The 26,239-nt window shown below is 67.9% G+C and carries 23 protein-coding genes; 7 read left to right on the top strand and 16 right to left on the bottom strand.

Going from position 1 to position 26,239, the window contains the following annotated elements; genetic code table 11:
• The 3 genes from HMPREF0058_RS12075 to HMPREF0058_RS11810 all read right to left on the bottom strand — a co-directional run.
• On the bottom strand, positions 1–1,135 hold a 1,135-nt coding region (locus tag HMPREF0058_RS12075), incomplete at its 3' end, for a recombinase family protein (protein ID WP_006548905.1).
• Positions 1,136–1,210: 75 nt separating this feature from the next.
• Positions 1,211–2,308 carry a redox-regulated ATPase YchF gene (ychF, locus tag HMPREF0058_RS06285; RefSeq protein WP_006548904.1) on the bottom strand — a complete coding sequence of 366 codons (1,098 nt, stop codon included), beginning with the start codon at positions 2,306–2,308 and terminating at the stop codon, positions 1,211–1,213.
• 185 nt (positions 2,309–2,493) lie between these two features.
• Positions 2,494–4,080 (bottom strand): alpha/beta hydrolase, encoded by a 1,587-nt coding sequence (locus tag HMPREF0058_RS11810; protein WP_006548903.1) that lies wholly within the window; start codon positions 4,078–4,080, stop codon positions 2,494–2,496.
• Between the two features lie 128 nt (positions 4,081–4,208).
• Here HMPREF0058_RS11810 and HMPREF0058_RS06275 point away from each other — a divergent pair, with 128 nt between their 5' ends.
• Positions 4,209–5,453, top strand: coding sequence for a DNA recombination protein RmuC (locus tag HMPREF0058_RS06275; RefSeq protein WP_006548902.1), 1,245 nt, complete (start codon positions 4,209–4,211; stop codon positions 5,451–5,453).
• Positions 5,454–5,527: 74 nt separating this feature from the next.
• Here HMPREF0058_RS06275 and HMPREF0058_RS06270 read toward each other — a convergent pair whose 3' ends face one another.
• A complete protein-coding gene (locus HMPREF0058_RS06270; protein WP_006548901.1) occupies positions 5,528–6,580 on the bottom strand; it encodes a 4-hydroxy-3-methylbut-2-enyl diphosphate reductase in 1,053 nt (350 codons plus the stop codon).
• Between the two features lie 73 nt (positions 6,581–6,653).
• Here HMPREF0058_RS06270 and xseA point away from each other — a divergent pair, with 73 nt between their 5' ends.
• Positions 6,654–8,006 (top strand): exodeoxyribonuclease VII large subunit, encoded by a 1,353-nt coding sequence (xseA, locus tag HMPREF0058_RS06265; protein WP_374044898.1) that lies wholly within the window; start codon positions 6,654–6,656, stop codon positions 8,004–8,006.
• Here xseA and HMPREF0058_RS06260 read toward each other — a convergent pair.
• From HMPREF0058_RS06260 to HMPREF0058_RS06240, 5 genes are all read right to left on the bottom strand, one after another.
• Positions 7,984–9,003: a LacI family DNA-binding transcriptional regulator gene (locus HMPREF0058_RS06260; RefSeq protein ID WP_006548899.1), complete on the bottom strand. Its 1,020-nt coding sequence runs from the start codon at positions 9,001–9,003 to the stop codon at positions 7,984–7,986. The two genes, xseA and HMPREF0058_RS06260, sit on opposite strands and share 23 nt — an antisense overlap.
• A gap of 1 nt (position 9,004) precedes the next feature.
• Complete coding sequence (locus HMPREF0058_RS06255) at positions 9,005–10,591, bottom strand: fructan beta-fructosidase (RefSeq protein WP_006548898.1); 1,587 nt, start codon at positions 10,589–10,591, stop codon at positions 9,005–9,007.
• Between the two features lie 47 nt (positions 10,592–10,638).
• Positions 10,639–12,219 carry a type 2 periplasmic-binding domain-containing protein gene (locus HMPREF0058_RS06250; protein WP_006548897.1) on the bottom strand — a complete coding sequence of 527 codons (1,581 nt, stop codon included), beginning with the start codon at positions 12,217–12,219 and terminating at the stop codon, positions 10,639–10,641.
• A gap of 99 nt (positions 12,220–12,318) precedes the next feature.
• The gene (locus HMPREF0058_RS06245; protein ID WP_006548896.1) at positions 12,319–13,284 is read right to left on the bottom strand and encodes a carbohydrate ABC transporter permease; all 966 of its coding nucleotides are present in this window, start codon (positions 13,282–13,284) and stop codon (positions 12,319–12,321) included.
• A gap of 14 nt (positions 13,285–13,298) precedes the next feature.
• Entirely contained in the window at positions 13,299–14,237 is a 939-nt protein-coding gene (locus HMPREF0058_RS06240; protein WP_081449193.1) for an ABC transporter permease, read from the bottom strand.
• A 172-nt stretch (positions 14,238–14,409) separates the two neighbouring features.
• Here HMPREF0058_RS06240 and HMPREF0058_RS06235 point away from each other — a divergent pair, with 172 nt between their 5' ends.
• Together HMPREF0058_RS06235 and HMPREF0058_RS06230 are read left to right on the top strand one after the other, a co-directional pair.
• Entirely contained in the window at positions 14,410–14,673 is a 264-nt protein-coding gene (locus tag HMPREF0058_RS06235; protein WP_006548894.1) for an exodeoxyribonuclease VII small subunit, read from the top strand.
• A 33-nt stretch (positions 14,674–14,706) separates the two neighbouring features.
• Positions 14,707–15,675 carry a carbohydrate kinase family protein gene (locus HMPREF0058_RS06230; protein ID WP_006548893.1) on the top strand — a complete coding sequence of 323 codons (969 nt, stop codon included), beginning with the start codon at positions 14,707–14,709 and terminating at the stop codon, positions 15,673–15,675.
• Positions 15,676–15,825: 150 nt separating this feature from the next.
• On the opposite strand, the gene HMPREF0058_RS11805 is transcribed toward HMPREF0058_RS06230, so the two are convergent.
• From HMPREF0058_RS11805 to HMPREF0058_RS06215, 3 genes are all read right to left on the bottom strand, one after another.
• Positions 15,826–16,245, bottom strand: coding sequence for an excalibur calcium-binding domain-containing protein (locus HMPREF0058_RS11805; protein ID WP_081449192.1), 420 nt, complete (start codon positions 16,243–16,245; stop codon positions 15,826–15,828).
• 92 nt (positions 16,246–16,337) lie between these two features.
• A complete protein-coding gene (phoH2, locus tag HMPREF0058_RS06220) occupies positions 16,338–17,651 on the bottom strand; it encodes an RNA 5'-3' helicase PhoH2 (RefSeq protein ID WP_006548891.1) in 1,314 nt (437 codons plus the stop codon).
• 161 nt (positions 17,652–17,812) lie between these two features.
• A complete protein-coding gene (locus HMPREF0058_RS06215) occupies positions 17,813–18,598 on the bottom strand; it encodes an isoprenyl transferase (RefSeq protein ID WP_006548889.1) in 786 nt (261 codons plus the stop codon).
• A 240-nt stretch (positions 18,599–18,838) separates the two neighbouring features.
• On the opposite strand from HMPREF0058_RS06215, the gene trhA reads away from it, so the two are divergent.
• Positions 18,839–19,579, top strand: coding sequence for a PAQR family membrane homeostasis protein TrhA (gene trhA, locus HMPREF0058_RS06210; protein WP_006548888.1), 741 nt, complete (start codon positions 18,839–18,841; stop codon positions 19,577–19,579).
• 100 nt (positions 19,580–19,679) lie between these two features.
• On the opposite strand, the gene HMPREF0058_RS06205 is transcribed toward trhA, so the two are convergent.
• Together HMPREF0058_RS06205 and HMPREF0058_RS06200 are read right to left on the bottom strand one after the other, a co-directional pair.
• Positions 19,680–20,177, bottom strand: a complete 498-nt coding sequence (locus HMPREF0058_RS06205) for a GreA/GreB family elongation factor (RefSeq protein WP_006548886.1) — start codon at positions 20,175–20,177, stop codon at positions 19,680–19,682.
• 84 nt (positions 20,178–20,261) lie between these two features.
• On the bottom strand, positions 20,262–20,825 hold the full coding sequence (locus HMPREF0058_RS06200) for a GNAT family N-acetyltransferase (protein ID WP_006548884.1): 564 nt from the start codon (positions 20,823–20,825) through the stop codon (positions 20,262–20,264).
• Between the two features lie 233 nt (positions 20,826–21,058).
• Between HMPREF0058_RS06200 and msrA the strand changes: the two genes are divergently transcribed.
• Positions 21,059–21,766, top strand: a complete 708-nt coding sequence (gene msrA / locus HMPREF0058_RS06195; protein WP_006548883.1) for a peptide-methionine (S)-S-oxide reductase MsrA — start codon at positions 21,059–21,061, stop codon at positions 21,764–21,766.
• Between the two features lie 82 nt (positions 21,767–21,848).
• Positions 21,849–23,747 carry an ABC-ATPase domain-containing protein gene (locus tag HMPREF0058_RS06190; RefSeq protein ID WP_006548882.1) on the top strand — a complete coding sequence of 633 codons (1,899 nt, stop codon included), beginning with the start codon at positions 21,849–21,851 and terminating at the stop codon, positions 23,745–23,747.
• Between the two features lie 155 nt (positions 23,748–23,902).
• Here HMPREF0058_RS06190 and HMPREF0058_RS06185 read toward each other — a convergent pair whose 3' ends face one another.
• The gene (locus HMPREF0058_RS06185) at positions 23,903–24,460 is read right to left on the bottom strand and encodes an NADPH-dependent FMN reductase (protein WP_006548881.1); all 558 of its coding nucleotides are present in this window, start codon (positions 24,458–24,460) and stop codon (positions 23,903–23,905) included.
• A gap of 100 nt (positions 24,461–24,560) precedes the next feature.
• Positions 24,561–26,126: a threonine ammonia-lyase, biosynthetic gene (ilvA, locus tag HMPREF0058_RS06180; protein WP_006548879.1), complete on the bottom strand. Its 1,566-nt coding sequence runs from the start codon at positions 26,124–26,126 to the stop codon at positions 24,561–24,563.
• Between the last annotated feature and the right edge of the window lie 113 nt (positions 26,127–26,239).

The raw sequence follows: 26,239 nt of genomic DNA, 5'->3' as shown, positions 1-26,239 counted from the left end.
TCTCAGGGTCTGCTTGTTTCTTGCGTCGCCTGAGGTCTTTCCTCTTGAGTCGTTCCACAACGAGAGCCCGAACAAAGTCATCGATAGCACTTCGGGTTCTGTTGAGATGCCCAGCCTTGCACGAGTAGTAACGAGCCCGAGTCCGCACCGGTTCCCCACACACTTCACACCGATAGAGCCCTGCTCCGAGGTGTTTCCTGACGGTCGAGCCGCTCCGGTTCGTCACGCGGGCGGGGTCGTCGAGGAAGTTCTGAACCGTCCACCACTGGTCTGTTTCGACAATCGCCTCCCACTGCCCGAGGACGAGCTCGCCGTTCTCATCTTTGACGAGGTTGTCACGCAGGGCTTTACGCCGAGACTCCCCAGTCTCCTGCCGACGAACGTCTTTTGAGGTGTAGACCGAGTACCCGGCATAGCGTGGGTTTCTCAGAATGCCGAGCACCGTTGACGCACTCCACGGGCGATCCTCAGGCACAGGGCGCGGTACCTTGCCCTCGACCTCGCGCCGTGCGTTGCGCTCGAGGACGACTGTCCGGCTGTGAAGTGGCAGGTGTGGCACTCCCAGACCCTCACCGTCCATCTGCGTGCCACTCAGAGCGCGTGCGATGCCTTGGAGCGAGTCTCCGCGCAGGAACGCGGCGTATATGGCTCTGACTCCCTCGGCCTCGTGAGGGATGATCTGACCAGAGGTGGAGTATCCCAGGGGTCTGACACCCTTGGGAGGTCTACCTTGCCGGGCTCGCTGGACGTGGGCACGGGACTGCCGAGCACCCTTGCGCTCCACCTCAGCACGAGCCACAGCGGCCTTGATACGGGCATACATGCGCCCGCCGTCTGTGCTGAGGTCCGCGTCTCCGTTCGCGGTTACGAGGAGTAGTCCTCGCGACTCCGCTCTGTCGATCCAGTCCTCCAGCTCCCGAGGTTGGCGGGTGAGCCGGTCGAGGTCATAGCAGACGATAGCGTCCAGGAGACCGGCCTCGTAGTCGGCAACCATCTGTAGGTAGGCAGGACGTTTCTTCGTCTTGTCTGAAGCCGAGATCGACTGATCAACATAGGTCTCCACGACCTCCCAGTGGCGAAACCGTGCGAGGTTCTCGCAGTCTTCACGCTGGCGCTCGATAGCGAGCCCGTCCATCTCTCTGTCGAGTGAGATACGGAGATAGATGGCTGCGCGGACTGGCTGAGAGGAGGTCTAGTTCATACCTCCAGTTTACTTCTTAGACGTAAGCCCTGTGCGGAATTCGACCACGTCCCCGTCCTGCATGACGTAGTCCTTGCCCTCCATGCGCATCTTGCCGTGGGCACGAGCTTCCGCGATCGACCCCAGCTCCATGAGCTCGTCGAAGGAGATGATCTCGGCCTTGATGAAGCCCCGCTCGAAGTCGGTGTGGATGACACCAGCCGCTTGAGGAGCCGTCCACCCCTTGTGGATCGTCCAGGCCCGCGACTCCTTCTCGCCGGCGGTCAGGTAGGTCTGCAGCCCCAGCGTGTCGAAGCCGACGCGCGCCAGCTTGTCCAGACCGGACTCCTCCTGGCCGTTGTCGTGCAGCATCTCCGCGGCCTCGTCGGGCTCAAGCTCCACGAGTTCGGCCTCAAACTGGGCGTCAAGGAAGATGGCCTCGGCCGGAGCCACCAGCTCGCGCAGCTGGGCCTGCTTGGCCTCGTCGTGCATGCCCTCGTCATCCATGTTGAACACGTAGATGAAGGGCTTGGTGGTCATGAGCTGGAAGGAGCGCAGCGCCTCGGCGTCCAGCCCCGCCTTCTCAGCCGCGGCGGACAGCAGCGTACCCTCCTCCAGGATCTTCAACGCCGCCTGGGCGGTGTCCAGCACGGAAGCATCGGTCTTCTTCCCGCGCACTTCCTTCTCCAGGCGCGGGATCGCCTTCTCCAGGGTCTGGATGTCGGCCAGCACCAGCTCAGTGGCGATGGTCTCGATGTCGCTGGCCGGCTCCACCTTGCCGTCCACGTGGACCACGTCCGGATCGTCAAAGGCACGGGTGACCATGCAGATGGCGTCAGCCTCGCGGATGTTGGCCAGGAACTGGTTTCCTAGCCCCTCGCCCTCGCTCGCACCGCGCACGATGCCGGCGATGTCCACAAAGGACACCGTCGCCGGCACGGTCTTGACCGAGTGGAACATCTCAGCCAGGCGGTCCAGGCGCTCGTCCGGCAGCGGGACGATGCCCACGTTCGGCTCGATCGTGGCGAAGGGGTAGTTCGCCGCGAGGACGGTCGCCCGCGTCAGGGCGTTGAACAGGGTGGACTTGCCGACGTTGGGCAGCCCGACGATTCCGATGGTAAGAGCCACGGGGCAGAGTCTAGGTCAGGCTCGGGCCTGACCGCCCCATGACGACGACGGCCCACAGCTGGCACCGTCTGTCATCTCCACCGGGCGGCCGGGCCGTCCGCCTCAGCCGGACCGTCCGCCTCAGCTGAACAGCCCACCGCCGCTCAGCAGCCTGGCCAGCACCCGTCCCAGCCCCAGCGCGTGGCTCATGTCCGCCGTCGCGTCCCCCCAGGTGGAGTAGAACTCCCCCACGTGGTTGGCCAGCAGACCGACCGCGACGGTCGTGAGCACACAGGCCAGGCCCACCAGCGCCGTCCGTACCACCGTGCTCGCCAGGAACCGCACGGCACCCCGGATCGGCCCGGCCCGCTGCTCTGCCCGCGCTGCGCCGTCGGCCTGTCCTGACCTCCCCGTGACAGGCGGCCAGGTGCGGACCACCGGCTCGCACGACGGCGGCACACGGCAAGCACTGAGACCGCCAGTGCCGCCACCCATGCCAGGGCGATCGTCCACACCGCGTCCACTGGCAGGACGGTGTCCGCGAGGCGCGCCAGCCCTCCACGGCCCGTATCCGGGGTAACCGAGTCGGCCGGTCCCGCTGCGGAGGAGGCCGACGCCACCCCCATCTTCTGCCCCCACCAGGTCAGTGCCTGCGGGAGGTGGGAGGACCACAGGGTCCACGAGTGCCCGCCGCTGGAGGGCGTGGTGATCTCAACCGAGTCGCTCGACGGCGCCGTCTCACGCAGGTTGCGCGCGACCTCCGCCGAGTCGTGGTCATCCTGCGCGCCCAGGACCCACAGGTCCAGGGGCTGGTGGGCGTGATGAGTGATGAGCGTGGACAGCGTGTTCTCACGGCGCAGCTCGGCCGAGGTGCTCATTCCTCCGAGCACCGGCACGTCATAGCCGCTCATCATGATCGCCGAGCTGTAGACGTCCGAGCGCATGATCGCCGTCCACCCTGCGCAGTACCCGCCTGAGGACAGCCCCGCCAGCGCCCACTGGTGACGGTCCTTGCTCACGTTCGGGAAGCTGGCACGCACCACCGCAGGAACGTCGTCCTGGATCCAGGTGCCGATCTTGGCGTGACCAACGATGTCGGCGCAGTCAGGACTGGACTTCTGCTGCTCATCGGCGTTGAGGTCAGGGATGACGAAGATGGCCGGGGGCAGCGCGCCTGAGTCGATCGCGGCCTGCATGGCCTGACTGGCCTTGAGGGTATCGACCGTCCCCGAGGCGCTTCCCGGGTCGCCGTAGAGGAAGACGATGACCGGGTAGGAGCGCTGGTCCGTGGTCGAGTACCCCTGCGGCGTCCAGACCCAGACCTCCTGGGTGACGCCGCTGCGCGCCCCGGTGACGCTCGCCTTGACGAATCCGTCCTGCGCCGGGGTGAACTCTGCCGGGGGCTGGGTGGGGCCGTCTTGCGCGCTCGCAGCACCGACGGGCGCCAGCTGCGCCTCGGTCTGGGAGTCCCGGGACGAGGCGACTGCGGCCAGGTCTCCTACGGTCTGGACGAATCCCAGGGAGGCGTTGACCCTCAGGCCCACGGCCGCCAGCACCAGGACCTGGCTGAGCACGAGCGCGGCCACGGTGGAGACCAACAGCGCACGCGGGGCACGCCGCTGCCCCGGCCGCACCCGCACAGCCACCAGGACACCCGTCAGGACCACGGCCACCACGGCCGCCAGGAACACCGTGTGGACCAGGGACGTGGAGACCAAGGAGACGTGCGTGAGCGCCTGAGGCGCCAGGGCACGGGGTTCTCCGGCCAGCGTCGTGATCAGTGTCTCTCGCATACCCTGGACTGTAGACAGTGGCGCCATACCCTGCCTACCCCTGGGCGGAGGACGTTGCAGGGTGCGAGGTCGTCCTGGCGAAGGAGAGCGCAGGAGTTTGTGTCGGTGGCCGATGGCACGGTAGGGCCATGAGCACGTCCATCTCCACCGTCCTGCTGTTGGTCGTTAGTCTCCTGGCTGGCACCGTCCTCGGATACGCCGTGGCCGTGGCCCGCTACGCCTCAGCCCGGGCCTCCGGTCGTGACGGTGCCGCGCGGGCACAGACCGAGGCCGCGCAGTGGCGGGCTCGCGCCGAGGAGCTGTCCGCGCGAGCCCAGCTGGCGGAGGAGCGGGCGGACCGGGACGGATCAGTCCTGCGGGCCCTGGCACCGGTGCGCAGCCAGCTGGAGCAGGTCGGGGCACGGGTCGAGCAGATGGAGCGCCAGCGTGCCGGGCAGCACGCCTCGCTGGCTGAGCAGCTGCGCGCCCGTGCCCAGGCCGAGCGCGAGCTCCTCGTGACGACGTCGTCCCTGGCCTCAGCCCTGCGCTCGCGCTCCAGCCGTGGGCTGTGGGGTGAGGTGGAGCTGGCCCGTGTGCTGGAGATCAGTGGAATGATGCCGCATGTCGACTTCAGCGAGCAGCGCTCGGTCGGCTCCGTGCTTGCCTCACGCTCCAGTGCCACGGCCTCCTCTGGGACGACGGCGTCGCGGCCTGACGTCGTCATCCACCTGCCTGGTGGTGGCTACCTGGCGCTGGACTCTAAGGCTCCGATGGATGCTTACCTACGAGCCTGCGGCGTGGAGGGCGAGCCGGCCAGCGCGGACACCGAGCGCCGCACGCTCATGAAGGAGCATGCCAAGGCACTGCGCTCCCACGTGGACCAGCTCGCAGCGCGCCGGTACGACCGCGCCCTGGGGTCCTCCCCCGAGCTCGTGGTCCTCTTTGTCCCTGCCGAGCCTGTGCTGGCAGCCGCTCTGGATGCCGACCCCACGCTCATGGACCATGCCCTGGAGCAGGGGGTAGCGCTGACCTCACCGGCCTCCTTGCTCTCTCTGCTGCGCGTGTGCGCCACGGCCTGGGCGAGGACGGCTGTCAATGAGGACGCCCGCGAGCTCCTAGAGCTCGGACGCACCTTGTACGAACGCCTGGGGACGGTGGCTGGCCACCTCGATGCCCTGGGTGGTGCCCTGACCCGCAGCGTCTCGGCCTACAACCGCACGGTGGCCTCGATGGAGTCGCGCCTGCTGGTCACGGCCCGGTCCTTCGAGACCCTGGCTTCGTCAGTACCGTCACCGCGGAGCATCTGCCCTGACGACGCCCAGGTGCGCTCCTTCGCTACCCCGGAGCTCACCGTGGAGTCAGGGACCCACGGCCGGGGTGAGAGCGATGACTAACGGTCCTGGCCACCGCCATCGCTCTCACGCTGGCCCTGGCGCCGCCAGGGTGGTCAGCGCAGCAGATGACGGCGTCAGCAGGTGTGGTCTGCTGCGGGCTCACGGCGCCCGTGCCGCTCGGGCGCCTGCCCGGCCGCCGCCTTCAGGTCCGCGCGCAGGTTCTTGGGCAGAGAGAAGGCGATCTTCTCCGTCGCCGTACGCACCTGCTCAACGTCGTCAAACCCGAGCTCACCCAGGCGTGAGACCACGTCACGCACCAGGATCTCCGGCACGCTCGCCCCGCTGGTCAGGCCCACGGTCTGTGCACCCTCCAGCCAGACCGGGTCGATCTCGCTGGCGTAGTCCACCCGGTAGGCAGCCGGGGCACCCGCTTCCAGGGCCACTTCCTTCAGCCGCACCGAGTTCGAGGAGTTGCCGGAGCCCACCACGATCATGACGTCAACCTGCGGCGCGATCGTCTTGACCGCCACCTGACGGTTCTGAGTGGCGTAGCAGATGTCGTCGCTCGGGGGATCGATCATCTGCGGGAAGCGCTCACGCAGAAGACGGACAGTCTCCATCGTCTCGTCCACGCTGAGCGTGGTCTGGCTGATCCACACCACCTTCTGCGGATCACGGACCTGCACCTGGTCCACCTCGTGGGGGCCGTTGACCACCTGGATGTGCTCAGGAGCCTCTCCCTGGGTGCCCTCGACCTCCTCGTGGCCGGTGTGCCCGACGAGGATGATGTCGTAGTCGTCATGGGCGAAGCGCACCGCCTGCTTGTGCACCTTGGTCACCAGCGGGCAGGTGGCGTCAATGGTCTGCAGGTGACGAGCCTCGGCCTGGACATGGACCGCCGGGGAGACCCCGTGAGCCGAGAAGACCACGCGCGCACCCTCGGGAACCTCGTCCGTCTCGGAAACGAAGACCGCACCTCTCTGGGACAGCGCCTCGACCACGTACTTGTTGTGCACGATCTCCTTGCGCACGTAGATCGGCGTGCCGTAGTGCGCCAGCGCCTGCTCGACGGCGTCCACGGCCCGGTCCACGCCTGCGCAGTACCCGCGCGGGGCCGCCAACAGGATGCGCTTGCCCTCGCCGTGGGCCTGTGCCGGCTCAGCGACGTCCTGGACCGGCTCAGTCATGGTCTGCGTTGGTGTCGTCACGTCCCCCACTGTGCCACAGCGGAGTCTTGGCTCCCAGAGATCACGTGGCACAGTGGTACACGTGACAGACCAGCCCTCCCCTCTCCAGCAGGCTCGGGCAGACGCCCAACGAGCCAACCCGGCCACGGCACGCGTGCCCGCCCGGCTCGCACGCGAGACCACGGCTGACAACCCATGGCCCCTGGCGCTGCTGTCCACCAAGATTGACCAGTACGTCGCCAAGATGACACCGGTGTGGGTGGAGGCACAGGTCGTTCAGCTCAACCGACGTGCCGGCATGTCCTTCCTGACGCTGCGGGACCTGTCCGCAGAGATCTCACTGCGCGCCTCGATGTACCGCCGCGACCTCGTGGCCAGCGAGCAGGCCATGGGCACCGAGCTCAGCGACGGCATGCGGGTGGTCGTCCACGGCCGCCCGACCTTCTGGACCCGCTCCGGCTCCTTCCAGCTCCAGGTTGACCAGATCCGCCTCGTCGGCACCGGCGACCTGCTGGCGCGCATCGAGCAGCTGCGACGCGTGCTGGCCGCTGAAGGACTCTTTGCCCCCGAGCGCAAGCGTCCTCTTCCCTTCCTGCCCCGCGTGGTCGGGCTGGTGTGCGGACGGGACGCCAAGGCGCGTGACGACGTCATCACCAACGCGCGCCTGCGTTGGCCGGGTCTGCCTTTCGAGGTGCGTGAGGTTGCCGTCCAGGGCGTCCATGCCGTCAGCCAGGTGGGCGCGGCGATCGCGGAGCTGGACGCCCGCCCGGAGGTCGACGTCATCGTGGTCGCCCGCGGCGGCGGGAGCGTGGAGGACCTTCTCTCCTTCAGCGATGAGGGTCTTGTCCGTGCCGCCGCCATGTGCCGCACTCCCCTGGTCTCCGCGATCGGCCACGAGACCGATCGCCCCTTGCTCGACGACGTCGCCGACTACCGCGCCTCGACCCCCACCGACGCCGCACGCCGCATCGTGCCAGATCTGGCGGAGGAGACCGTTGGCCTGGACCAGGCCCGTTCTCGTATCCGCACCGCGCTGGCTCGCAGAGTCACCGAGGAGCAGACGCGCCTGGATCGTGTGCGCGAGCGCCCGGTCATGACCGATCCCACCGTCATCGTCCGGGACAAGGAGGCAGACCTGTCCCAGGGCCGTGAGCGTCTGCGCCGAGCGCTCCTGACCACCCTGGACCTGGCCGGTGCCGATCTGCGCGCCGAGACCGCCCGGCTGACTGCTCTGTCCCCCCAGGGGGTGCTCGACCGGGGCTACGCGATCCTGCGCAAGCCAGGCGTCGGCGTCGTTACCTCCAGCGAGGAGCTGAAGAAGGGCGATCTCATTGAGGGCGTCCTGGCCCACGGACGCATGGTGGCCCAGGTCGTCGGAGCCACCAAGCCCAGCCCGACGCCGTCTACAGCGCCGGCGGAGCGCTAACGGACTCACCCTCCACAACGCGCCCCACGATCCGCTCGCCTCGAGATGGCAGTGTCCCGACCGCACCGCCACGAGCCTCAAGCTGCTCGTAGAGCCGCTCCACGGCCCAGGCCGCCATCTCCGCGTGCGGCAGCGCCACCGAGGTCAGATGGGGGAACAAGGAGGTGTCGATCAGGCGCATCGCGTCGAAGCCGACCACCGACACGTCCTGAGGGATGCGCAGCCCGAGACCTGCCGCAGCGAAGTAGAAGCCGATCGCCATGGCGTCCGAGAAGCAGAAGACGCCGGTGGGCCGGTCCGGTCCGGCCAGCAGCTCAGTCGACAAGGCCTGCGTAGCCTCCGCGTGAGGCGAGGTCGCCACGTAACGGGGCTCGATCCCAGACTGCCGGCAGCGTGCGAGAAAGCCCTCGCGGCGTCCGTGGGTCGCCGGGATGTCGTCAACGTTCCCGATCATCGCGACCTGACGGTGGCCGGCAGCCAGCAGGACCTCCGCCGCCGCTCGTCCCCCCGCCACCTCATCCGGAGTCACCCAGGAGTACCCCTCCTGACGGGTGAAGGCATTGACCAGCACCGTCGGAGTCCCCAGCAGCGAGACCGGCACACTCAGCTCCTGGTGGTAGAAGGCACCGAGGATGATGCCGTCAACCTGACGGTCGCGCAGGGTCTGGACCACGCCGTCGATGTCGTCAGCCGTGTCCGCCACGATCAGCAGTCCATCGTGGTGACGGACCTCTTGCTGCGCGCCGCCGATCAGTCCGCCGAGGAACTCGGTGGTCGCCAGATGCTGACCGATGAGGGCGATTGTGTCCGTGCGCCGAGTACGCAGGGCCCGCGCCGACGGGTTAGCGCGGTAGCCCAATGAGTCGGCCACCTTGCGCACCGCGTCACGAGTCTGTGCCGCTACACGTGAGCCCTCAGGGTTGTTCAGGGCCTGAGAGACGGTGGTGACCGAGACCCCCGCCTGGCGCGCGACGTCCTTGATCGTCACGCGCGTCATCTCAGGCCTCCAGGCGCCCGCTGGTGTAGGCCTCGCTCATCTGCCATGCCCTGAGTGTGGCATGTTCCAGCCCCACGGCTCGCACGCGCACCTGGTCATGGCTTGGGTCGGCACCAACCCGGACTGACAGCGGCTGCCCGTCCACGAAGACCTCCAGGCTGGAGCGGTCCAGCAGCACACGCATCTCCACCACGCCGTCGCTTCCGAGGGGGACAGGCCCCTGGAGCAGGCGGGTGTCCTCCCCACGCCACGGGCTGTCTGCGTCAGCCGCGGACGAGCGATCCACGCTGAGCCACCCAGTCCAGGCCTCCTGGCCGCTCATCCCTTTCGCCTGGCGACGAGACAGCGTGATCCGTGTGGCGCAGCTGCCGTCCTGAGAGGCCAGCAGGTCAAGCTCGATGGGAGCCTCACCCAGGACCCCGGCGATCCGCAGGTCAAGGCTGCGGCCGGACAGCTGCGCGCCGTCGACCTCCTCGCCCTCCAGGCGCACCGGCTCACCCAGGTGCAAGGAGTCGATCTCCCTGATCGGGAAGAAACGCACCGTGCCGTCCTGTGCCAGAACAACCTCACGCGGGATGTTCATTGACCCGGCCCAGCCGGCGGCTACCCGCTGTTCCTGCGTGCCATTGGGCTGCATCCAGCCGATCACGACCCGCCGCCCGTCAGGAAGCCGGAGGGACTGCGGGGCGTAGAAGTAGTTCTCCCCCAGGTCCATGCGTCCCGTGCGCTCAATCGTCATCCGGGTGCCCTCACGCTGACCCACCATCCACATCGAGCGCATCGTGTCGCCCTGGTGCCAGGCGGCCACAGTCAGCACGTCCACCTCACCGTCCGGGCCCTCCAGGCGCATGAGGTCGGGGCACTCCCAGATAGTTCCGGTAGCACTGACGTCACCGTCGCCGACGGCGAGCGGCCCCTCATAGGTCCACTCGCGCAGGTCCGGGCTGGAGAAGCACAGCGCAGCGCCACCCTGCGCTCCGTCCTTGCCCTGGCCGGGCAGGCCCGAGCCCATGACCTGGTACCACCGGCCTGCTTCACGCCACACGGTGTGGTCACGCATCTCCGGCAGGTCCGCTCCCACCGACTGCGGCGCGGACTCGATGACTGGGTTCGCTACGTCCTTGTCCCAGCTGCGCAGCAGTGGATCGCCCTCGCGGGCTACCGCCACGCAGCAGTTCTGGGTCGGGCCGCCGTCGTGCCCGGAGTAGACCATGGTGGGCACGCGCCGGCCATCGGAGCGCTCATCCTCAACGATGACGCCGGACCAGCAGCCCAGTGCGTCGGCTCCAGCAGGTCCGGGCGTGAGGGCGACGGGCAGGTCGTGCCAGTGGACGAGGTCGTCGCTCCACTGGTGACCCCACTCGATGAGCTCATGGACCGGTGCGTGGGAGTTGTGCTGGTAGAAGACGTGCAGGATGTCCTGGCCATCAGGCCCAGGATGGACGAGCAAGCCGTTGGGATCGTTGAGCCAGCCCCAGGGAGGAGTGATGTGCCACAGCGGTCGCAGCGGATCCGTCAGCGAGCGCTCACGCATCTGTGCGCGGTCGATCTCTAGGCTGTGGCGCGGGGTGATGGCCGGGTGCTTCATGGTGGTGTCCTTCGGTTCTCAGGGGCGTGGCGTGCCGGGTGGTCGTGTCACGAGCGAGCGTCAAGCTGCTCGTAGTAGCGATCGAGGGCGGCCTGGTAGATCTCCATCAGCCGTTCCAGCCCGCTGGAACGCAGATCCTCAAGATAGTCCTCCCATTCCTTGTCGATGCCGCCGTCCACGACCCACCGAGCAAAGCGCTGTTTGACCAGGCTGGTGACATCGGCCTCGATGAGGGACAGGTCGTCCAGCTCGGCGTTGGTGAAGACCACTGGTGGGAAAGCGTCATTGGCCGCGTGGCCGCGGTAGCCCTCGGTGACCTGTTGCTGACGCAGTGCCGCACGGGGCTCAGGAAGCACGACGGTCCGGAAGTCCTCCTCAGTGATGGCCTTGGGACCGCCAGGAGCGACCTTCTGACGTCGCTCTCCAGCCGACTCCCCCTCGGCTGCGGGAATCTGGTCCAGCAAGCCGTCGGAGTTGTACTCCAAGGTGACCCCAATGGGGCCCCAGTTGTTCTGGGCGGACATCACCGGGTCATACATCCGGTCCACCCAGCGCATCACTGCCGTCTGGTAACGGCAGGTCCGCGTCATGGCGAAGGCGCCGCGAGAGATCTCCTGGTTGTTGGACACGCTCGCACGGGCCTGGCCGTCCACACCCTTGAGCACAGGGCACAGGGCGTAGTGCCCCTCACGGTCAGCACCGACGAACTCGGTCGCCTCCCACCAGTAGAAGGCGCCCAGCGACTCGGTGTCCGCCTTGCCCTTGGCCAGGTAGGCAGTGTCGTCCTGGGAGAAGGAATCTGAGTCGATCAGCCCCTCCTGGTACCACGCCGCCAGCTGACGCACGCCTTCCTTCCATGCCTCGCTGGCCGCGGTGAACACGGCCTTGCGATCGATGACGATGCGATGGTCGTTGTTGTCAGCCTGCCCGCCGTAGGCCGCGACGAGGTCCCAGGGGTTGGCGCAGAAGGAGCCTGGCACGAAGGACAGGGGGATCGGTCTGCCGCTGCCAGAAGGGTCTTCCTTCTTGAAGGCCAGCAGGACCTCGTGGAGCTCCTCGATAGTCGTCGGCATCTGACGATCGACCTTCGCAAGCCAGTCGGTGTTGATGTAGAGGAAGTTCGGGAACTGGACCAGGCCCAGCTCCTCGACACTGGGCAGGGTGTAGATGTGGCCGTCATCGCTGGTCACCGCCGAGCAGATATCAGGACGGGCCTCAAACAGGGCGAGGATGTTGGGGCAGTTGCCCTCCATCAGCTCGTCGAGCGGCACGAGGGTGTGGTTGGAGGAGTAGGTCGCGACCTCGGCGTCGCTGAGCCCGGTGTTCCACAGGATGTCCGGCAGGTCCCCGGAGGCGAGCAGAAGATTCTTCTTCTCGGCGTAGACGTCCTCGGTCAGCATCGACCGGCTCACCTCGATCCCTGTGTCCGCGGCCCACTGCTGGGGCAGCTTCATCTGGTCGTAGGGCACCAAGAGCGCGCCACGTGAGCCCGTGGCGGTGACCGTGACAGGCGAGGTGACGATCGGTAGCGTCCCAGGATCATTCAGCCCAGCCGAGGCCGAGATCTCCTCGACCCTGTAGTCGGCGTCCGTCTTCTTCCCGGAGCAGGCCGCCAGGGTCAGGGCCAAGGCTGTCAGTGCGCCGCCACGAAGGACGGTACGACGACTCAACCTCGAGGCTGAGGCGCCTGGACGCAGCGAGGGTAGGAAGGACATCTGTCTTGCCTCTCAGCTCTTGACGGCGCCGATCATGGCGCCCTGGGCGAAGTACTTGTGAGCGAAGGGAAGCGCGGCGAGCAGCGGGAAGGTCGATACCACGATCATCCCGTACTTCATGAGCTCAGCAATGCGCTGGGACTCGGCGTAGGAGTCCATGCCCGTGGCCGACAATCCGGATCCGGAGGCGTCGGACTGGATGAGGATGGTGCGCAGGACGAGCTGAAGGGGGTACTTCGTCTCGTCATTGAGGTAGATCATCGCGTCAAAAAACTGGTTCCAGTACGCCACCGCGTGAGTAACAACCAGAAGCATGATGAGTGCCTTGGACAGCGGCAGGACGATCTGGAAGAAGTAGCGCAGTTCGCTGGAACCATCGAGCTCAGCCGCCTCGTGGAGCTCTTCGGGGATCGTGGTGGAGAAGAAGGTGCGAGCGATGACGAGGTTCGTCACCCCGATCGCGCCGGGCAGCACGACCGCCCACATCGTGTTGAGCATGCCCAGCTCCCTGACGACGAGGTACCGGGCGATCATGCCGCCGTCGAAGAACATCGTGACGATGAAGGCAGCCATGATCGTGCGCCGGAAGGGCAGCGTCCTGCGGGACAGGGCGTATCCGGCTCCGAGGATCGAGCACACCAAGATCGTGGCGCCCACGACCGTGTAGAGCAGGGAGTTCGCAAAGCCTCGGATGACGGTGGAGGTGGAGAACATACGTGCGTACCCCTCAAAGGTGATGCCCTTGGGCCACAGCCACACATTGCCCTCGTAGATCTGGTTGGGGTCCGAGATCGAGGCGATGACGACGAAGTAGAGCGGGTAGATGATCGCGATGACCGCGGTTCCCAGCAGGATGACGACGAAGGCGGCGTACAGAGGATCGGCGACGCGTTCCCAGAAGCGTCCAGCAGGATGGTTGCGACGCGCGGGACTGGTGGAGGTGAGCAGGCCCGTCGCGGAAGCAGTAGCGGAACTCATGTGGACCTCGACTCTCAGAACAGGCTGGTCTGACCCGCGCGCTTGGCACCCTGGTTGAACACCAGGAGCAGGATCATGTTGAGGACGTAGTTGAACAGCGAGATCGCCGCAGAATAGGAGAACTGGGCGCTCTTGAGACCGACGTCGTAGACATAGGTCTGGATGATCTGCGAGGTGCCGAGGTTGAGGTCGGTCTGCATCAGCAGCGCCTTCTCGAAGCCGATGTTGAGCAGGTTCCCGACTGCCAGGATGAGCATGATCAAGATCACCGGCCGGATCCCGGGCAGGTCAATGTGCCACAGCCGCTGCCAGCGGTTGGCGCCGTCCACGCGCGCGGCCTCGTGGAGACTGGGATCAATCCCGGCCAAGGCCGCAAGGTAGATGATCATCGAGAATCCCGCGTTCTGCCAGATATCGCTCAGGACGTAGATCGGTCTGAACCAGCCCTCCTCATTCATGAAGCTGACCGGGGTACCACCTGCCAGTGAGATGACGTTGTTGACCAGGCCTGAGCGAGGCGACAGCAGCACAAAGAGCATGCCGACCACGACCACCGTGGAGATGAAGGCCGGCGAGAACAGCACCGTCTGGATGAAGGACTTCAGCCTGCGCGATCCGAGCTGGTTGATCAGGAGCGCCAGAACAATGGGCACCGGGAAGCCGAAGACCAGACCCAGGACGTTGATGGCGATCGTGTTGACAAAGACCCGGGAGAACTGGAATGAGTGCAGGAAACGGGAGATGTGCTCCAGCCCCACCCACTCGCTCCCCATGAAGCCGTCAATCGGGTTGTAGTTGCGGAAGGCGATCTGGACGCCGTACATCGGCCAGTACTTGAAGACGATGAGGTAGATGACGGCGGGTGCCAGCAGCAGGTAGAGCTGCCAGTGCCGGGCCACACGTGCCAGGAGTGAGGGAGTACCCCGCCAAGAGGCGCTACGAGAGGTCGACATCATTGTCCTTCGGGAGGAGGGCCACGCTCAGGACATTGTCAAATCTTTTTGACATCGAGATCGTAAGTAGCTCCATCGCGCCCCGTCAAGACGTTTTGACAACAGATTTTCCGCCATCTCCTCTCCCCCTAACGTCCTATCGTCCATACTGCCAACGTGTAAGAATCAGCCCATGAGCCTCACGCCTGTCAGCTCGCCTACCGGTGACGACGCCAATGCTGACGTCCCCTCCCTGCCCTACGAGCAGGCCCGCGAGGAGCTTGTCACCGTCGTCCAGCGCCTTGAGGCGGGCCAGGTCCCGCTAGAGGACGCACTGAGCCTGTGGGAGCGCGGCGAGGCTCTTGCCGCGCGCTGCCAGGCCTGGCTGGACGAGGCCCGGCGTCGCCTGGACGCCGTGAGCCAGCGCGAGACCAACGCCCCGACGACCAAGCACTAGCCCCCTCACGCGACCCGAAGGGACACGCACCCCATGACCACCCATGTCACACCCGGCCCTAGCGGAACCGCACTCGTTATCGGCGAGGCCCTGGTCGACGTCGTCCTCAACGAGGGTGCCGAGCCGCAGGAGATCCCGGGCGGCTCGCCGGCCAACGTCGCCCTGGGCCTGGCGCGGCTCGGCCGTGACGCCGAGCTCGACTGCTGGATCGGCAAGGACCTGCGCGGACTCGCCGTACGGGCGCACCTGGAGGCCTCCGGGGTGCGCCTGACCCCCGGCTCGGACGAGGCGGAGCGCACCTCCACGGCCCAGGCCTCGATCGGGGCCGACGGCGCTGCCACCTACCTCTTTGACCTGGACTGGAACCCGCCCTTCCCCGAGCTGACCAGCGACCAGGCGCCCGTGCTCGTCCACACCGGCTCGATCGCTGCGATCCTCGCCCCCGGCACGGACACCGTCCGCCGCACGCTGGAGACCTATCGGGCCTCCTCCACCATCTGCTACGACCCCAACGCCCGTCCCCAGCTCATGGGTGAGCCGGACCAGGCTCGTCGCACGGTCGAGGACCTGGTCTCCCTGTCGGACCTGGTCAAGTGCTCGAACGAGGACATCGAGTGGCTCTACTCCGTGGACTCCAGCTCGGACGAGGCCCTGGAGAAGGTCCTGCAAATCTGGCTCGATCTGGGCGCGGCGCTCGTCGTTGTCACCCGTGGCAAGCGAGGTGCCCTGGCGCTGTCCGCCTCGGGGGTGCGGATCGAGGTTCCTGCCGATCCCAGCGTCGTCGTAGCGGACACGGTGGGTGCCGGCGACTCCTTCATGGGCGGCCTGGAGGACGGGCTGTGGAGTGAGGGGCTCGTCGGGGCCGGGCAGCGTGAGGCGCTGCGCGCTATCGACGCCGAGACCCTGGAGCGCGTGGTGCGCCACGCGGCTGCCATCGCTGACATCACGGTCTCGCGGGCCGGGGCCAACCCACCCACCCGCGCCGAGCTCGCTGAGGCCTGATCGGCCTTATCTGGCTGCGAACCAGAACTGATCAGGAGGGCCCTGCCGGATGTGTTCCGGCAGGGCCCTCCTGATGTATCAACGATGTGCTCGAAGCGCGAGCGTACGCAGCCGGCCGCTCAGTCCGGCCGCCCGCACCGTGACCCGCGACTACTCGCAGGCGACGCCGCCACCATCGCGGTCCAGCTTGCCGCTGTATCCCGGCTCTCCCCGATAGATCGGCGCCGCGCCGGCAGCCCTCGCAGCCGCGCAGTTGGGGTAGTAGGTGTTGGCGGCAGCTTGCTGCGCCGCAGCCTGCTGGGCGGCGGCCTCAGCCGAGGCCGAGGCTCGAGCCGCGGCAGCTGAGGCGGAAGCCTTGGCCGCAGCCGTGTCCACGGCCGTCGCACTGGCGCTGTCCTCAGCCACGGTCTCGTCACCGCCGCCACACGCGGCCAGCCCAAGAAGGCTGAGGGACACGGCACCCGCCATGAGAGCACGCGCCGCCAGGGTCACGCGAGAACGGGAGGACTCGTGCTTCTCAGCGGCTTCCTGGGCGCGCGGGCACGACGATTGCGGGCATGACACGGACATGCCGGTACCTCTATAGGGACAGTCAGGGTGTGACCAGGGTAATACCAGCGCCAGCGCTCCGCCCGGGACCAAGGGCGGCTCCTTGACAGCCTTCAGTACAACGGCACGTCGTCGAGCATCGTGGTCACGAGCTCGGCGATCTCGCTGCGCTCGGTGCGCACCAGGTCAATGTGAGCGAACAGCGGGTTGCCCTTGAGCGACTCGACGATCGAGGCCACACCGTCCCACCTGCCCACGCGCAGGTTGTCACGCTGGGCGACGTCGTGAGTGAGTACCACCTTGGAATTCTGGCCCACGCGGGAGAGCACCGTGAGCAGGACGTTGCGTTCCAGGGACTGCGCCTCGTCAACGATGACGAAGGCGTCATGGAAGGACCGCCCTCGGATGTGGGTCAGCGGCAGGACCTCCAGCTGGTCGAGCTGGACGATCCGGTCAATGCGCTCCTGCGGGACCACCGAGGACAGGGTGTCGAAGACCGCCTCACTCCACGGCTGCATCTTCTCCGTCGCGTCGCCCGGTAGGAATCCCAGCGTCTGACCGCCCACCGCGTACAGCGGCCGGAAGACCAGGACCTTGCGGTGCTCACGGCGATTGACCACGGCGTCGATCCCGGCCGCGAGCGCGAGCGCGGACTTGCCCGTTCCGGCGCGGCCCCCGAGGGAGACGATGCCGATCTGCGGGTTGAGCAGGTGATCGATCGCCACCCGCTGCTCGGCCGAGCGTCCCCGCACCCCGAAGACCTCCCGGTCGGGACGCACCAGCCGCAGGGCGCCGTCGACCACCGTCGCCAGGGCGCTGCCGCGCGGGGAGGTGACGGCGACCCCGGTGTGCACCGGCTGGCGAGCAAGCTCAGCACCGCCTTCTCCCTGCGCCAGGCCCTCCAGGTCCAGCACCCCGGCGTCCCACAGCCCGGCCATCTCCTCAGCAGTCACGGACAGCGAGGTCATACCGGTGTAGCCGGAGTCCACGGCGAGCTGGGCCTTGTACTCGTCGGCGTGCAGGCCGACCGAGGCCGCCTTGATACGCATCGGCAGGTCCTTGGAGATGACCGTGACGTCCTGTCCCTCCTCGGCCAGGCACACGGCCACGCACAGGATGCGCGTGTCGTTGTCCCCCAGGCGCATCCCCGCCGGCAGGACCGTGGGATCGGTGCCGTTGAGCTCAACTCGCAGGGTTCCGCCGTCGTCATTGAGCGGGACGGGGCGGTCCAGTCTGCCGTGCCTGGCTCTGAGCGCGTCCAGCAGCCGCAGTGCCGAGCGGGCGAAGTAGCCCAGCTCGGGATCATGCCGCTTGCCCTCCAGCTCGGTGATGACGACGATCGGCAGCACCACCGCGTGCTCGTCGAAGCGGAGAATGGCGCGGGGGTCGGACAGGAGGACGGAGGTGTCCAGGACGTAGGTACGCATGGGGCGCGTCTCCGGTGTCGCGGCAGGCGCCCTGGTGGCCACCCACCTCTTGCCTCGACGTTACGCTCCTCACACTCGCCACCTGCGGCCAATCCGGGCAAAGGTCAGGCGAACACTGCGTAACGAGTTCGCTCAGCGCCACTAGGCCCCAGATCGAGGGACTAACGGCCCAGGCGGCGCTCCCGGCGCGAGTAGTCGCGCAGCGCGCGCAGGAAGTCGATACGCCGGAAATCCGGCCAGTAGACCTCACAGAAGTAGTACTCCGAGTGCACCGACTGCCACAGCAGGAAGCCGGACAGACGCTGCTCACCCGAGGTGCGGATGACCAGGTCCGGATCAGGCTGCCCCTTGGTGTACAGGTGCTCGGTGATGTCCTCCTCGGACAGCGAGTCCGCTACCTCCTCCAGGGTGGCCCCGGCCGCGGCCCGCTCGCGCAGGAGATCGCGGACCGCGTCGGCGATCTCCTGCCTGCCGCCGTAGCCGACGGCGATATTGACCTGGACCCGTCCGTCACCCGGGTCCGCCTCACCGCCGGCGGCGTGGGTGGAGGCCACGGCCTGACGCAGGCGTTCAGCCAGAGGATCGGGGAGCAGATCAACCGCTCCGACCAGTCGCAGGCTCCAGCGCTGCGCGGCCGCCAGGCTCTCAACCGCCTGGGCGATGATGTCCAGGAGAGGGGAGAGCTCGGCGGGGTCGCGCGAGAGGTTGTCCGTGGACAGCAGCCACAGGGTCACCACCCTCACGCCGGCGTCCTCGGCCCAGCCGAGGAACTCCTCGATCTTGTCCGCACCGCGCTTGTGCCCTTGAGAGGTGACGAAGCCCATCTGCTTGGCCCACCGACGGTTGCCGTCCAGGATGACGCCTACGTGCCCAGGCACCTGCTGCGGGTCGACCTGAGCAGCCAGGCGACGCTCGTAGATCTCGTAGACAAGACCGTCTCCAGCCACGCTCTACCAGCCTTCCTTCTCCGCACCCGCCACACGCCGGGCAACCCAGGGACCTGGGCCTTGCGGCAACGGTAGCGCGTCGCCCCGTCGTGGCGGATCAGCACGGGCATGACACGCACGCCCGCTACCCACCCTCCCCACCACAGGAGTAACCTACGAATGCGTAACCTACGGAACCGTAGGTTACGTAGGTGCCACGCTTCGCCGTCGCCGCCCAACCCCGACACCGAGGAGGCCACGGTGCCCAGGAAGACCCCCACGACGCCGCAGACGGCTGGCGCCGTGACCAAGAACGTCGCTAGTACGGTCGGCTCCGTCAAGGAGGCCGCAGCCGGGGCGGTACGTATGGTCAAGCCACGGCTGCGTGGATGGATCCACGCCTGCACCACGCCCCTGGCACTGGCGGCGTGCATCGTGCTCACGGTCCTGGCCCCCGGTGCCGCGCGCAGCTGGGCCTGCGCCGCCTACCTCGTGTGCTCCCTGCTGCTGTTCGGCAACTCGGGCATCTACCACCTGTCCAACGGCTACTGGCCCACCAAGGTCTCGACCGCCCTCCAGCGCTTCGACCACGCCAATATCTTCCTGCTCATCGCCGGGACCTACACGCCCCTGTCCGTCTCGCTGCTCAACCCACGCACCGCACTGCTGGTCCTCGGGATCGTGTGGGGAGGCGCGGCGGCCGGCATCATCACCTCGCTGGCCTGGCCGACGGCGCCGCGCTGGTTCTCCACGTTGCTCTACATCCTGCTGGGATGGGTCGCGGTCTGGTTCCTGCCACAGTTCTGGGTTGCGGGCGGGGCGGCGATCGTGTGGCTGCTGGTGGCCGGCGGCGTCATCTACACCATCGGCGGAGTCATCTACGCCCGCAAGCGCCCTGATCCCTTCCCGCGGTGGTTCGGCTTCCACGAGGTCTTCCACGTGTGCACCGTGGCAGCGTGGGTCTGCCAGTGCGTGGCCTGCTACCTCGCGGTGCTGGGCTGACAGGCGCCGGGACAAGGCACGGGCGGGTGCGCCGCATGCACACCCGCCCGTCCGGACAGCCCGGCCCCGGCCCTTGTGGGCTCTCAGAGCCCCGCAGGGCTCACAGGACCTTGACGTCGATGATCTCGGCCTTGATCTCCTTGCCGTTAGGGGCCTGGTAGGAGACGGTCTCGCCAGCCTTGTGCCCCATGAGGGCCTTGCCCAGCGGGGCGTCCGGGGAGAAGACCTTGACACCCTCGGGGACGTCAGCCGTGATCTCCTGCCCCCCCAGAGCAAATACCTGCTCCTTGGCACCGATCTTGGCGGTGACGATCGTGCCGGCCGAGACCGTGCCGTCGTCAGCGACCTCTCCGATCTCCGCCTTCTCCAGCAGCTCGGTGAGCTGGGCGATGCGGGCCTCGTTGAGCGCCGCCTCTTCTCGCGCCGCGTGGTAGCCAGCGTTCTCACGCAGGTCGCCCTCCTGGCGAGCAGCCTCGACGCGCTGGGCAATCTCCTTGCGGTCCACCTCCTGGCGCCGGGCCAGCTCAGCGGTGAGCCGGTCGTAGGCGTCCTTGGTGAGCCAGGTGCCCTGGCTGGTGGCCTCCGTGTCCTGGGCCATGACCTCTCCTTGAAGTCGACGATTGAGATGGAACTCCTCACTGTAGCCCACCGCCCCGCACGTGGGCGGTGGCACCGCGCGAGGTCACACCATGGCAAGCCGCTCCACCGGACAGACCATGAGGTAGTCCGTCTGCGCGTCAGAGCCCACCTGGAAGACGTGCTCACCAAAGCGGGTGAAGCCCAGACGCTCGTAGAAGGCCAGGGCAGCAGTATTGCGCTCCCACACTCCCAGCCAGATCGAGGCCGCTGCGTGCGCGCGAGCCTCGTCCAAGGCCACCCCCATCAACCTGGCTCCCAGCCCTCGGCGCTTGTAGGGCAGGCGGACGTAGATCCGCTGGACCTCTAGGGACGGCTGCGGGATACGGCCCTCCACCGGCTCGGTCTGCGCCTTGCCGACGTTGGTCTTGAGGTAGGCGGCCGGAATGCCGTCCACGGTGGCCAGCCAGTAGCTGCTCTCCGGGTCCGCCAGCTCGGCGGCCAGGACCTGCGGGCTGTAGGACTCGGCGAGGAAGACCTCCATGTCCTTGGCCGTGTTGTCTGCGGCGAAGGTGTCCTGGAAGGTCTCGGCGCAGACCTGTGCCAGCACAGCCGCGTCCTGGGCCGTACAGCGCCGTACCTGGACCTGCGGCGCACGATCGAACCCCATACGTGCCCTCCTGGCTCCTTGTCTGTCCGCGCGAGCCTTACGCCAGGCCCGACCGGCTGAGCCGCCACTGTAGCCCTGCCCCGCAACGCGTTTCCCGCCCGGTCCACCTACCGCGCCGGCGCCGTCGCCCCCCCCATGCGACCTGCCTCGCTCGCACCATCCGACTCCGCCCTCGGCGGATCCTGCTTCTCCTCACACTCACCCGTCCCCGGCCGCCCGGTAGCGTGGTTCCTATGACGAGCCAGCCCGCACGCAACACCCTCATTCCCGGCCGCGAGGAGACGCTGCTACCCGAGCCCGGCGAGCACGCCGTCCTCGGCACACCCCTGTCCGGCCCGTGGCCCGAGGGCACCGAGGTCATCTACCTTGCTGGCGGCTGCTTCTGGGGTGTCGAGCGTTTCCTGTGGCGCCAGCCCGGCGTCGTCGCCACGGCGGTGGGATACATGGGCGGCACCACCCCCAACGCCACCTACCGCGAGGTCTGCACGGGCGAGACCGGCCACGCCGAGACGGTCCGGGTGGCTTACGACCCCGCCGTCGTCGGCGAGGGCGCGCAGGCGCTGCTGCGCACCTTCTGGGAGAACCACGACTCCACCCAGCTCAACCGCCACGGCAACGACATCGGCACCCAGTACCGCTCCGCGGTGTGGACCACGACCCCGCAGCAGGCCGCAGCCGCCCGCGAGATCCGCGGGCTTTTCCAGGGCGAGCTCACCCGGCTCGGCATGGGGCAGTGCGTCACCACGATCGACGACGCCGCCTCGCTCTACCGTGACTTCGGCGGCCCCTTCTACCTGGCCGAGGAGTACCACCAGGGCTACCTGGAGAAGAACCCGGACGGCTACTGCAACCACGGACCCAACGGCGTGACCTGCCCGGTCGGTATCGCCAGCATGCCGGCCCAGACGGACATCCTCGCGCCCGACGCCCTGGAGGGCTGAGGCAGGAGACCGTGTCCCCCGCGCGAGCAGGGGATGCGTCCGTACTCACTCATGGCCCTGCTCCTGTGCCAGGATCAGGGCCATGAGTGAGTACGGACCTACCTTCGGAGGACACGGGCAGCGTGGTCGGGGTGACCGTGGGTACCGAGGTGGCCCTGGCTCTCGCCGCAGCAACCAGGACTACCAGCGCGGCGAGGGCGGAGGCCGCCACGGCTCACGCTCCGGCGAGCCACGGCGTCGTTATGACGACGAGCCGCGCGACGGCGTGCTGGCTGACCTGGTCGGCCATCTCCACGCCCTGGACAACCGCTCCTACGCTGCATACAAGGCGATCGTCGGCCGTTACTCCACCCCGCAGGGGTGGACCCTGCACGTCGACCGCGTCCAGCCCGACCCCTACGCCCCGCCCACCCAGATCCGCGTCCTCGTGCCCGCGAGCCTGCCAAGCCTGGCGCTGCTCGGCGAGCACGAGCTGCTCGCCACCACCGATCGCCGGATCGCCCTGGCCGATTTCCTTACCCGCGAGCTGCACGCCGGATTCAAGGGCACGAACCTGTCCATCGCCGCACCCGGCCAGGAGATCCTTCAGCGCTCCAGCGTCACCCTGAGGCCAGCCCAGGAGACCGAGCAGGGCCAGGCCGACGCCGCGGCATGGATGATCGAGATCCGCGCACGGGTCGCGCTGCCGGCCCGCGGCCGCTCCATCCAGGGGCATGAGGCCTCGCGGATCTTCAACCGCGACCTGACCCGTGAGGTCGGCGCCGCCCTCGATCTGACCGGCGAGCGCGCCGAGCGGCTGCTCGCCCACGTCGCGGCGCTGGAGGACCACCGCGCCCTGAGCGAGGCCGTCATGACCAACGGCTGGGTAGCCTTCCTCGCTGACGGATCGCTGCTGCCCCGCCGCTCGGGCGTGAGCGACGAGCCCATGCGCTCTGGCGGTCTGCCCTTGACCGCTCCGGAGTCCCTGGCCGCCACGGTGTCCCTGCCTCATGCGGGCACGGTGCGCGGCACCGCGATCGGCTCCGGTGTCACGCTCATCGTGGGCGGCGGCTACCACGGCAAGTCGACTCTGCTGTCAGCCATCGAGCGGGGTGTCTACCCGCACGTGCCCGGTGACGGCCGTGAGCTCGTGGCGACCGTGCCCGACGCCGTCAAGGTGCGGGCCGCGGACGGTCGTGCGGTGACCGGGGTGGACCTCACGCCCTTCATCTCCCACCTGCCGGGGGACCGTGACACCGCCAGCTTCACCACGAAGAACGCCTCGGGCTCCACCTCCCAGGCAGCCTCCCTCATTGAGGCGGCGGAGGCCGGCGCCAGCGCCTTGCTGCTGGACGAGGACACCTCTGCGACCAACCTGCTCATTCGCGACCGACGTATGCGCGCCCTCGTGGCTGACGACCGCGAGCCGATCACACCGCTGGTCGACCGCGTGGGCGCCCTGGCCGAGCAGCGGGGTGTCTCCACGGTCCTGGTCATGGGCGGGTCCGGTGACTACCTCGACGTCGCCGACCGCGTCCTGCTGCTGGACTCCTACCAGCTGCGCGACGCCACCCAGGCCGCGGCCGACGTCGTCACCGAGCAGCCGCGCCAGGCCACGGCTCTGGCCGACTTCGCCGAGCCTGCCTCCCGCGTGCCCCTGCCGACGCCCGAGCGCGTACGCCGTGGTCCGGTGCGCACGCGCTCGCGCGGCACCCAGGCGCTGACGCTCGACCGCGAGGAGATCGACGTCGCCGACGTGGCTGGGATCGTGGACCCGGGGCAGGCTGAGGCGATTGCCTTCTGCGTGCGGGCCCTGCTGGAACAGCGCTTCGACGGCGAGTCGTCCCTCGCCCAGTGCCTGGAGGACCTTGAGGCGCTCCTGGACGAGGAGGGGCTGGACGCCGTGGCCGCACCTGGCCAGCGGCCGGCCTTCTTCGCCCGCCCACGCATGGTTGACGTCGCCGCGGCCATCAACCGCTACCGCAGCCTGGAGTTGGCCTGAGGATTCAGGCCGCGTAGGACCATCTCGGTCTCCTACGACCGCGAGTGCCTCGTTCGACCACCGTAGTGACGTCACTACCGTGGTCGAACGAGGCACTCGCGGTCCGACGGTCCTTGTGTGGTCCGTCGGGGCGGCGCGGACGCCCCGAGCCGGGCTCAGCGCAGGGAGGCCAGGGCCTGGCTGCGGGCGACGACGGCCTCGGTCTGCTTCTCGACCTCGCCGTCGTGGTAGGCAGCAGGCTTGAACACGCTCATGTTCTCGAAGTCGGTCGGGATGGACAGGATGACCTGGGCGTTGACCGTGGCCGCCTCGAAATTGGCCAGGATGAGACGCAGCTGCTCGGCGGCGCGCACACCTCCGGTGAAGCCGTAGGAGACGATGCCAACACCCTTGTGAGCCAGCGAGGCCGGAGTGAGGAAGTCGAGGGCGTTCTTCAGGGAACCCGGGATGGAGTGGTTGTACTCGGGGGTGACGAACAGGACGCCGTCAGCCTCGCTGATCGCCTGCAGCCACGGCTGGGCCTTGGGCTCCTTGGGGGCCGCCATGGCGGTGGGCAGCTCCTCGGCGAACAGGGGCAGGTCCAGCTCACGCAGGTCGACCACCTGGGCCTCGACGCCCTCGACGCTGGCGGCCTTGCCAGCCACCCACTCGGCGACCTGGGCGCCGATCCGGTTGGGACGGACAGAACCGATGACGACGGCGATCTTGGCCATGACGCACTCCTTAGCACGAAGAATTGATTGATCCGTAAACTACTTTAAGTCGTGATGAGTCCCCACGCAAGTATCAGCTCATCAAATAATCCTGCAGGCCTCACCGCGCCAGGAAGAACTGGGCTGAGGGATCCTGGCTCTCGTCCCGGTAGGCGTATCCCAGCTGGTCCATATGAGCCACCAGGTCCTCCAGCTCACCGGCCTCCTGCCCGGTCTGGAAGGCGCACAGGATCCGCCCGTAGTCCGCACCGTCGGTGCGGTAGTGAAAGAGCGTGATGTTCCAGCGCGCGCCCAGGACCTCCAGGAAGCGCACCAGCGCGCCGGGAGCCTCAGGGAACTCGAAGGAGAAGAGCCGCTCGGTCACCCCCACCGGTGCCCGCCCACCGATCATCGAGCGCACGTGCACCTTCGCCAGCTCGTCATCCGTCAGGTCGACCACGGCGTAGCCCGCCCTCTCCACGTCCGCCACGATCTCGGCGCGCTCCTCACGCCCACGGGTCAGCCGTACACCCACGAAGATGCGCGCCGGCGTCCCTGGCTCAGCCGAGGCCGAGACACGGTAGTTGAACTCCGTGACCGCGCGCCCGCCCAGCACGGAGGCGAAGCGCAGGAACTCGCCCTGGACCTCAGGGATGTGCACCCCGAGGATCGCCTCCCGCTGCTCACCGATCTCGCTGCGCTCACAGATATAGCGCAGCTGATGGAAGTTGAGGTTCGCGCCCGAGAGCACACAGGCCAGCCGCTCGCCGCGGATCGCGTGCTCCGCCACATACTTCTTCAGACCCGCCAGCCCCACGGCACCGCTTGGCTCGGGCACCGCCCGCAGGTCCTCGAACAGGTCCCGCACGGCAGCGGAGACCTCGTCGGAGGAGACCGTGACGACGTCGTCGAGCAGGGCCGAGCACATGCGGAAGGTCTCATCCCCGATCCGCCTGACGGCCACGCCTTCCGCGAACAGACCCACTCGCTCCAGCGTCACCGGCTCACCCACCGCCAGGGCGGCCGTCAGGCAGGCCGACTCCTCGTGCTCCACGCCGATCACCCTGACCTGGGGCATGAGCTGCTTGATGAGCACGGCGACCCCGGAGACCAGACCGCCGCCGCCCACCGGAACGAACACGCGATCGAGCTCGGCGTCCTGCTGGATCATCTCCAGGCCGATCGTTCCCTGTCCCGCGATGACGCGAGGATCGTCGAAGGGCGGGATGAAGGTGCGTCCCTCCGCCTCGCAGAGCCTGCGAGCCTCTGCCTGGGCAGCGTCAAAGTTGTCCCCGAAGAGCAGGACCTGGCCGCCCAGCTCGCGCACGGCGTCGACCTTGATCCGCGGGGTCACCACCGGCATGACGATCGTGGCGCTCACGCCCAGCAGCGCGGCCGAGCGCGCCACGCCCTGGGCGTGGTTGCCCGCCGAGGCGGTGACCACGCCACGCGAGCGCTCGGCATCACTGAGCGCGCGCATGGCGTTGTAGGCCCCACGGATCTTGAAGGAGTGCACGGGCTGGAGGTCCTCGCGCTTGGCCTCAACGGTGTTACCCAGCCGAGCACTCAGTCCCGCCATGACCTGGAGCGGGGTGTGCTGCGCCGCCTCGTAGACAGGGGCTCGCAGCACCTCCCGCAGGTATCGGGCGGAGTCCCAGGTCGTGCCATTGCTTCCGAGCTCGTTCACGCGCCCAGGGTAGCCGTGGCGCACCGGAGCGGGCCGCGCTGGTCCAGCGTGCGTCACCGGACCCGGCTGGTGGCCAGCGCGCTGACAGCCAGGGCCACGAGGGCCAGGGCGGG

The sequence above is a fragment of the Actinomyces urogenitalis DSM 15434 genome, from assembly GCF_000159035.1.
GTDB lineage: Bacteria > Actinomycetota > Actinomycetes > Actinomycetales > Actinomycetaceae > Actinomyces > Actinomyces urogenitalis.
This window is presented reverse-complemented; position numbering and strand designations above follow the sequence as displayed.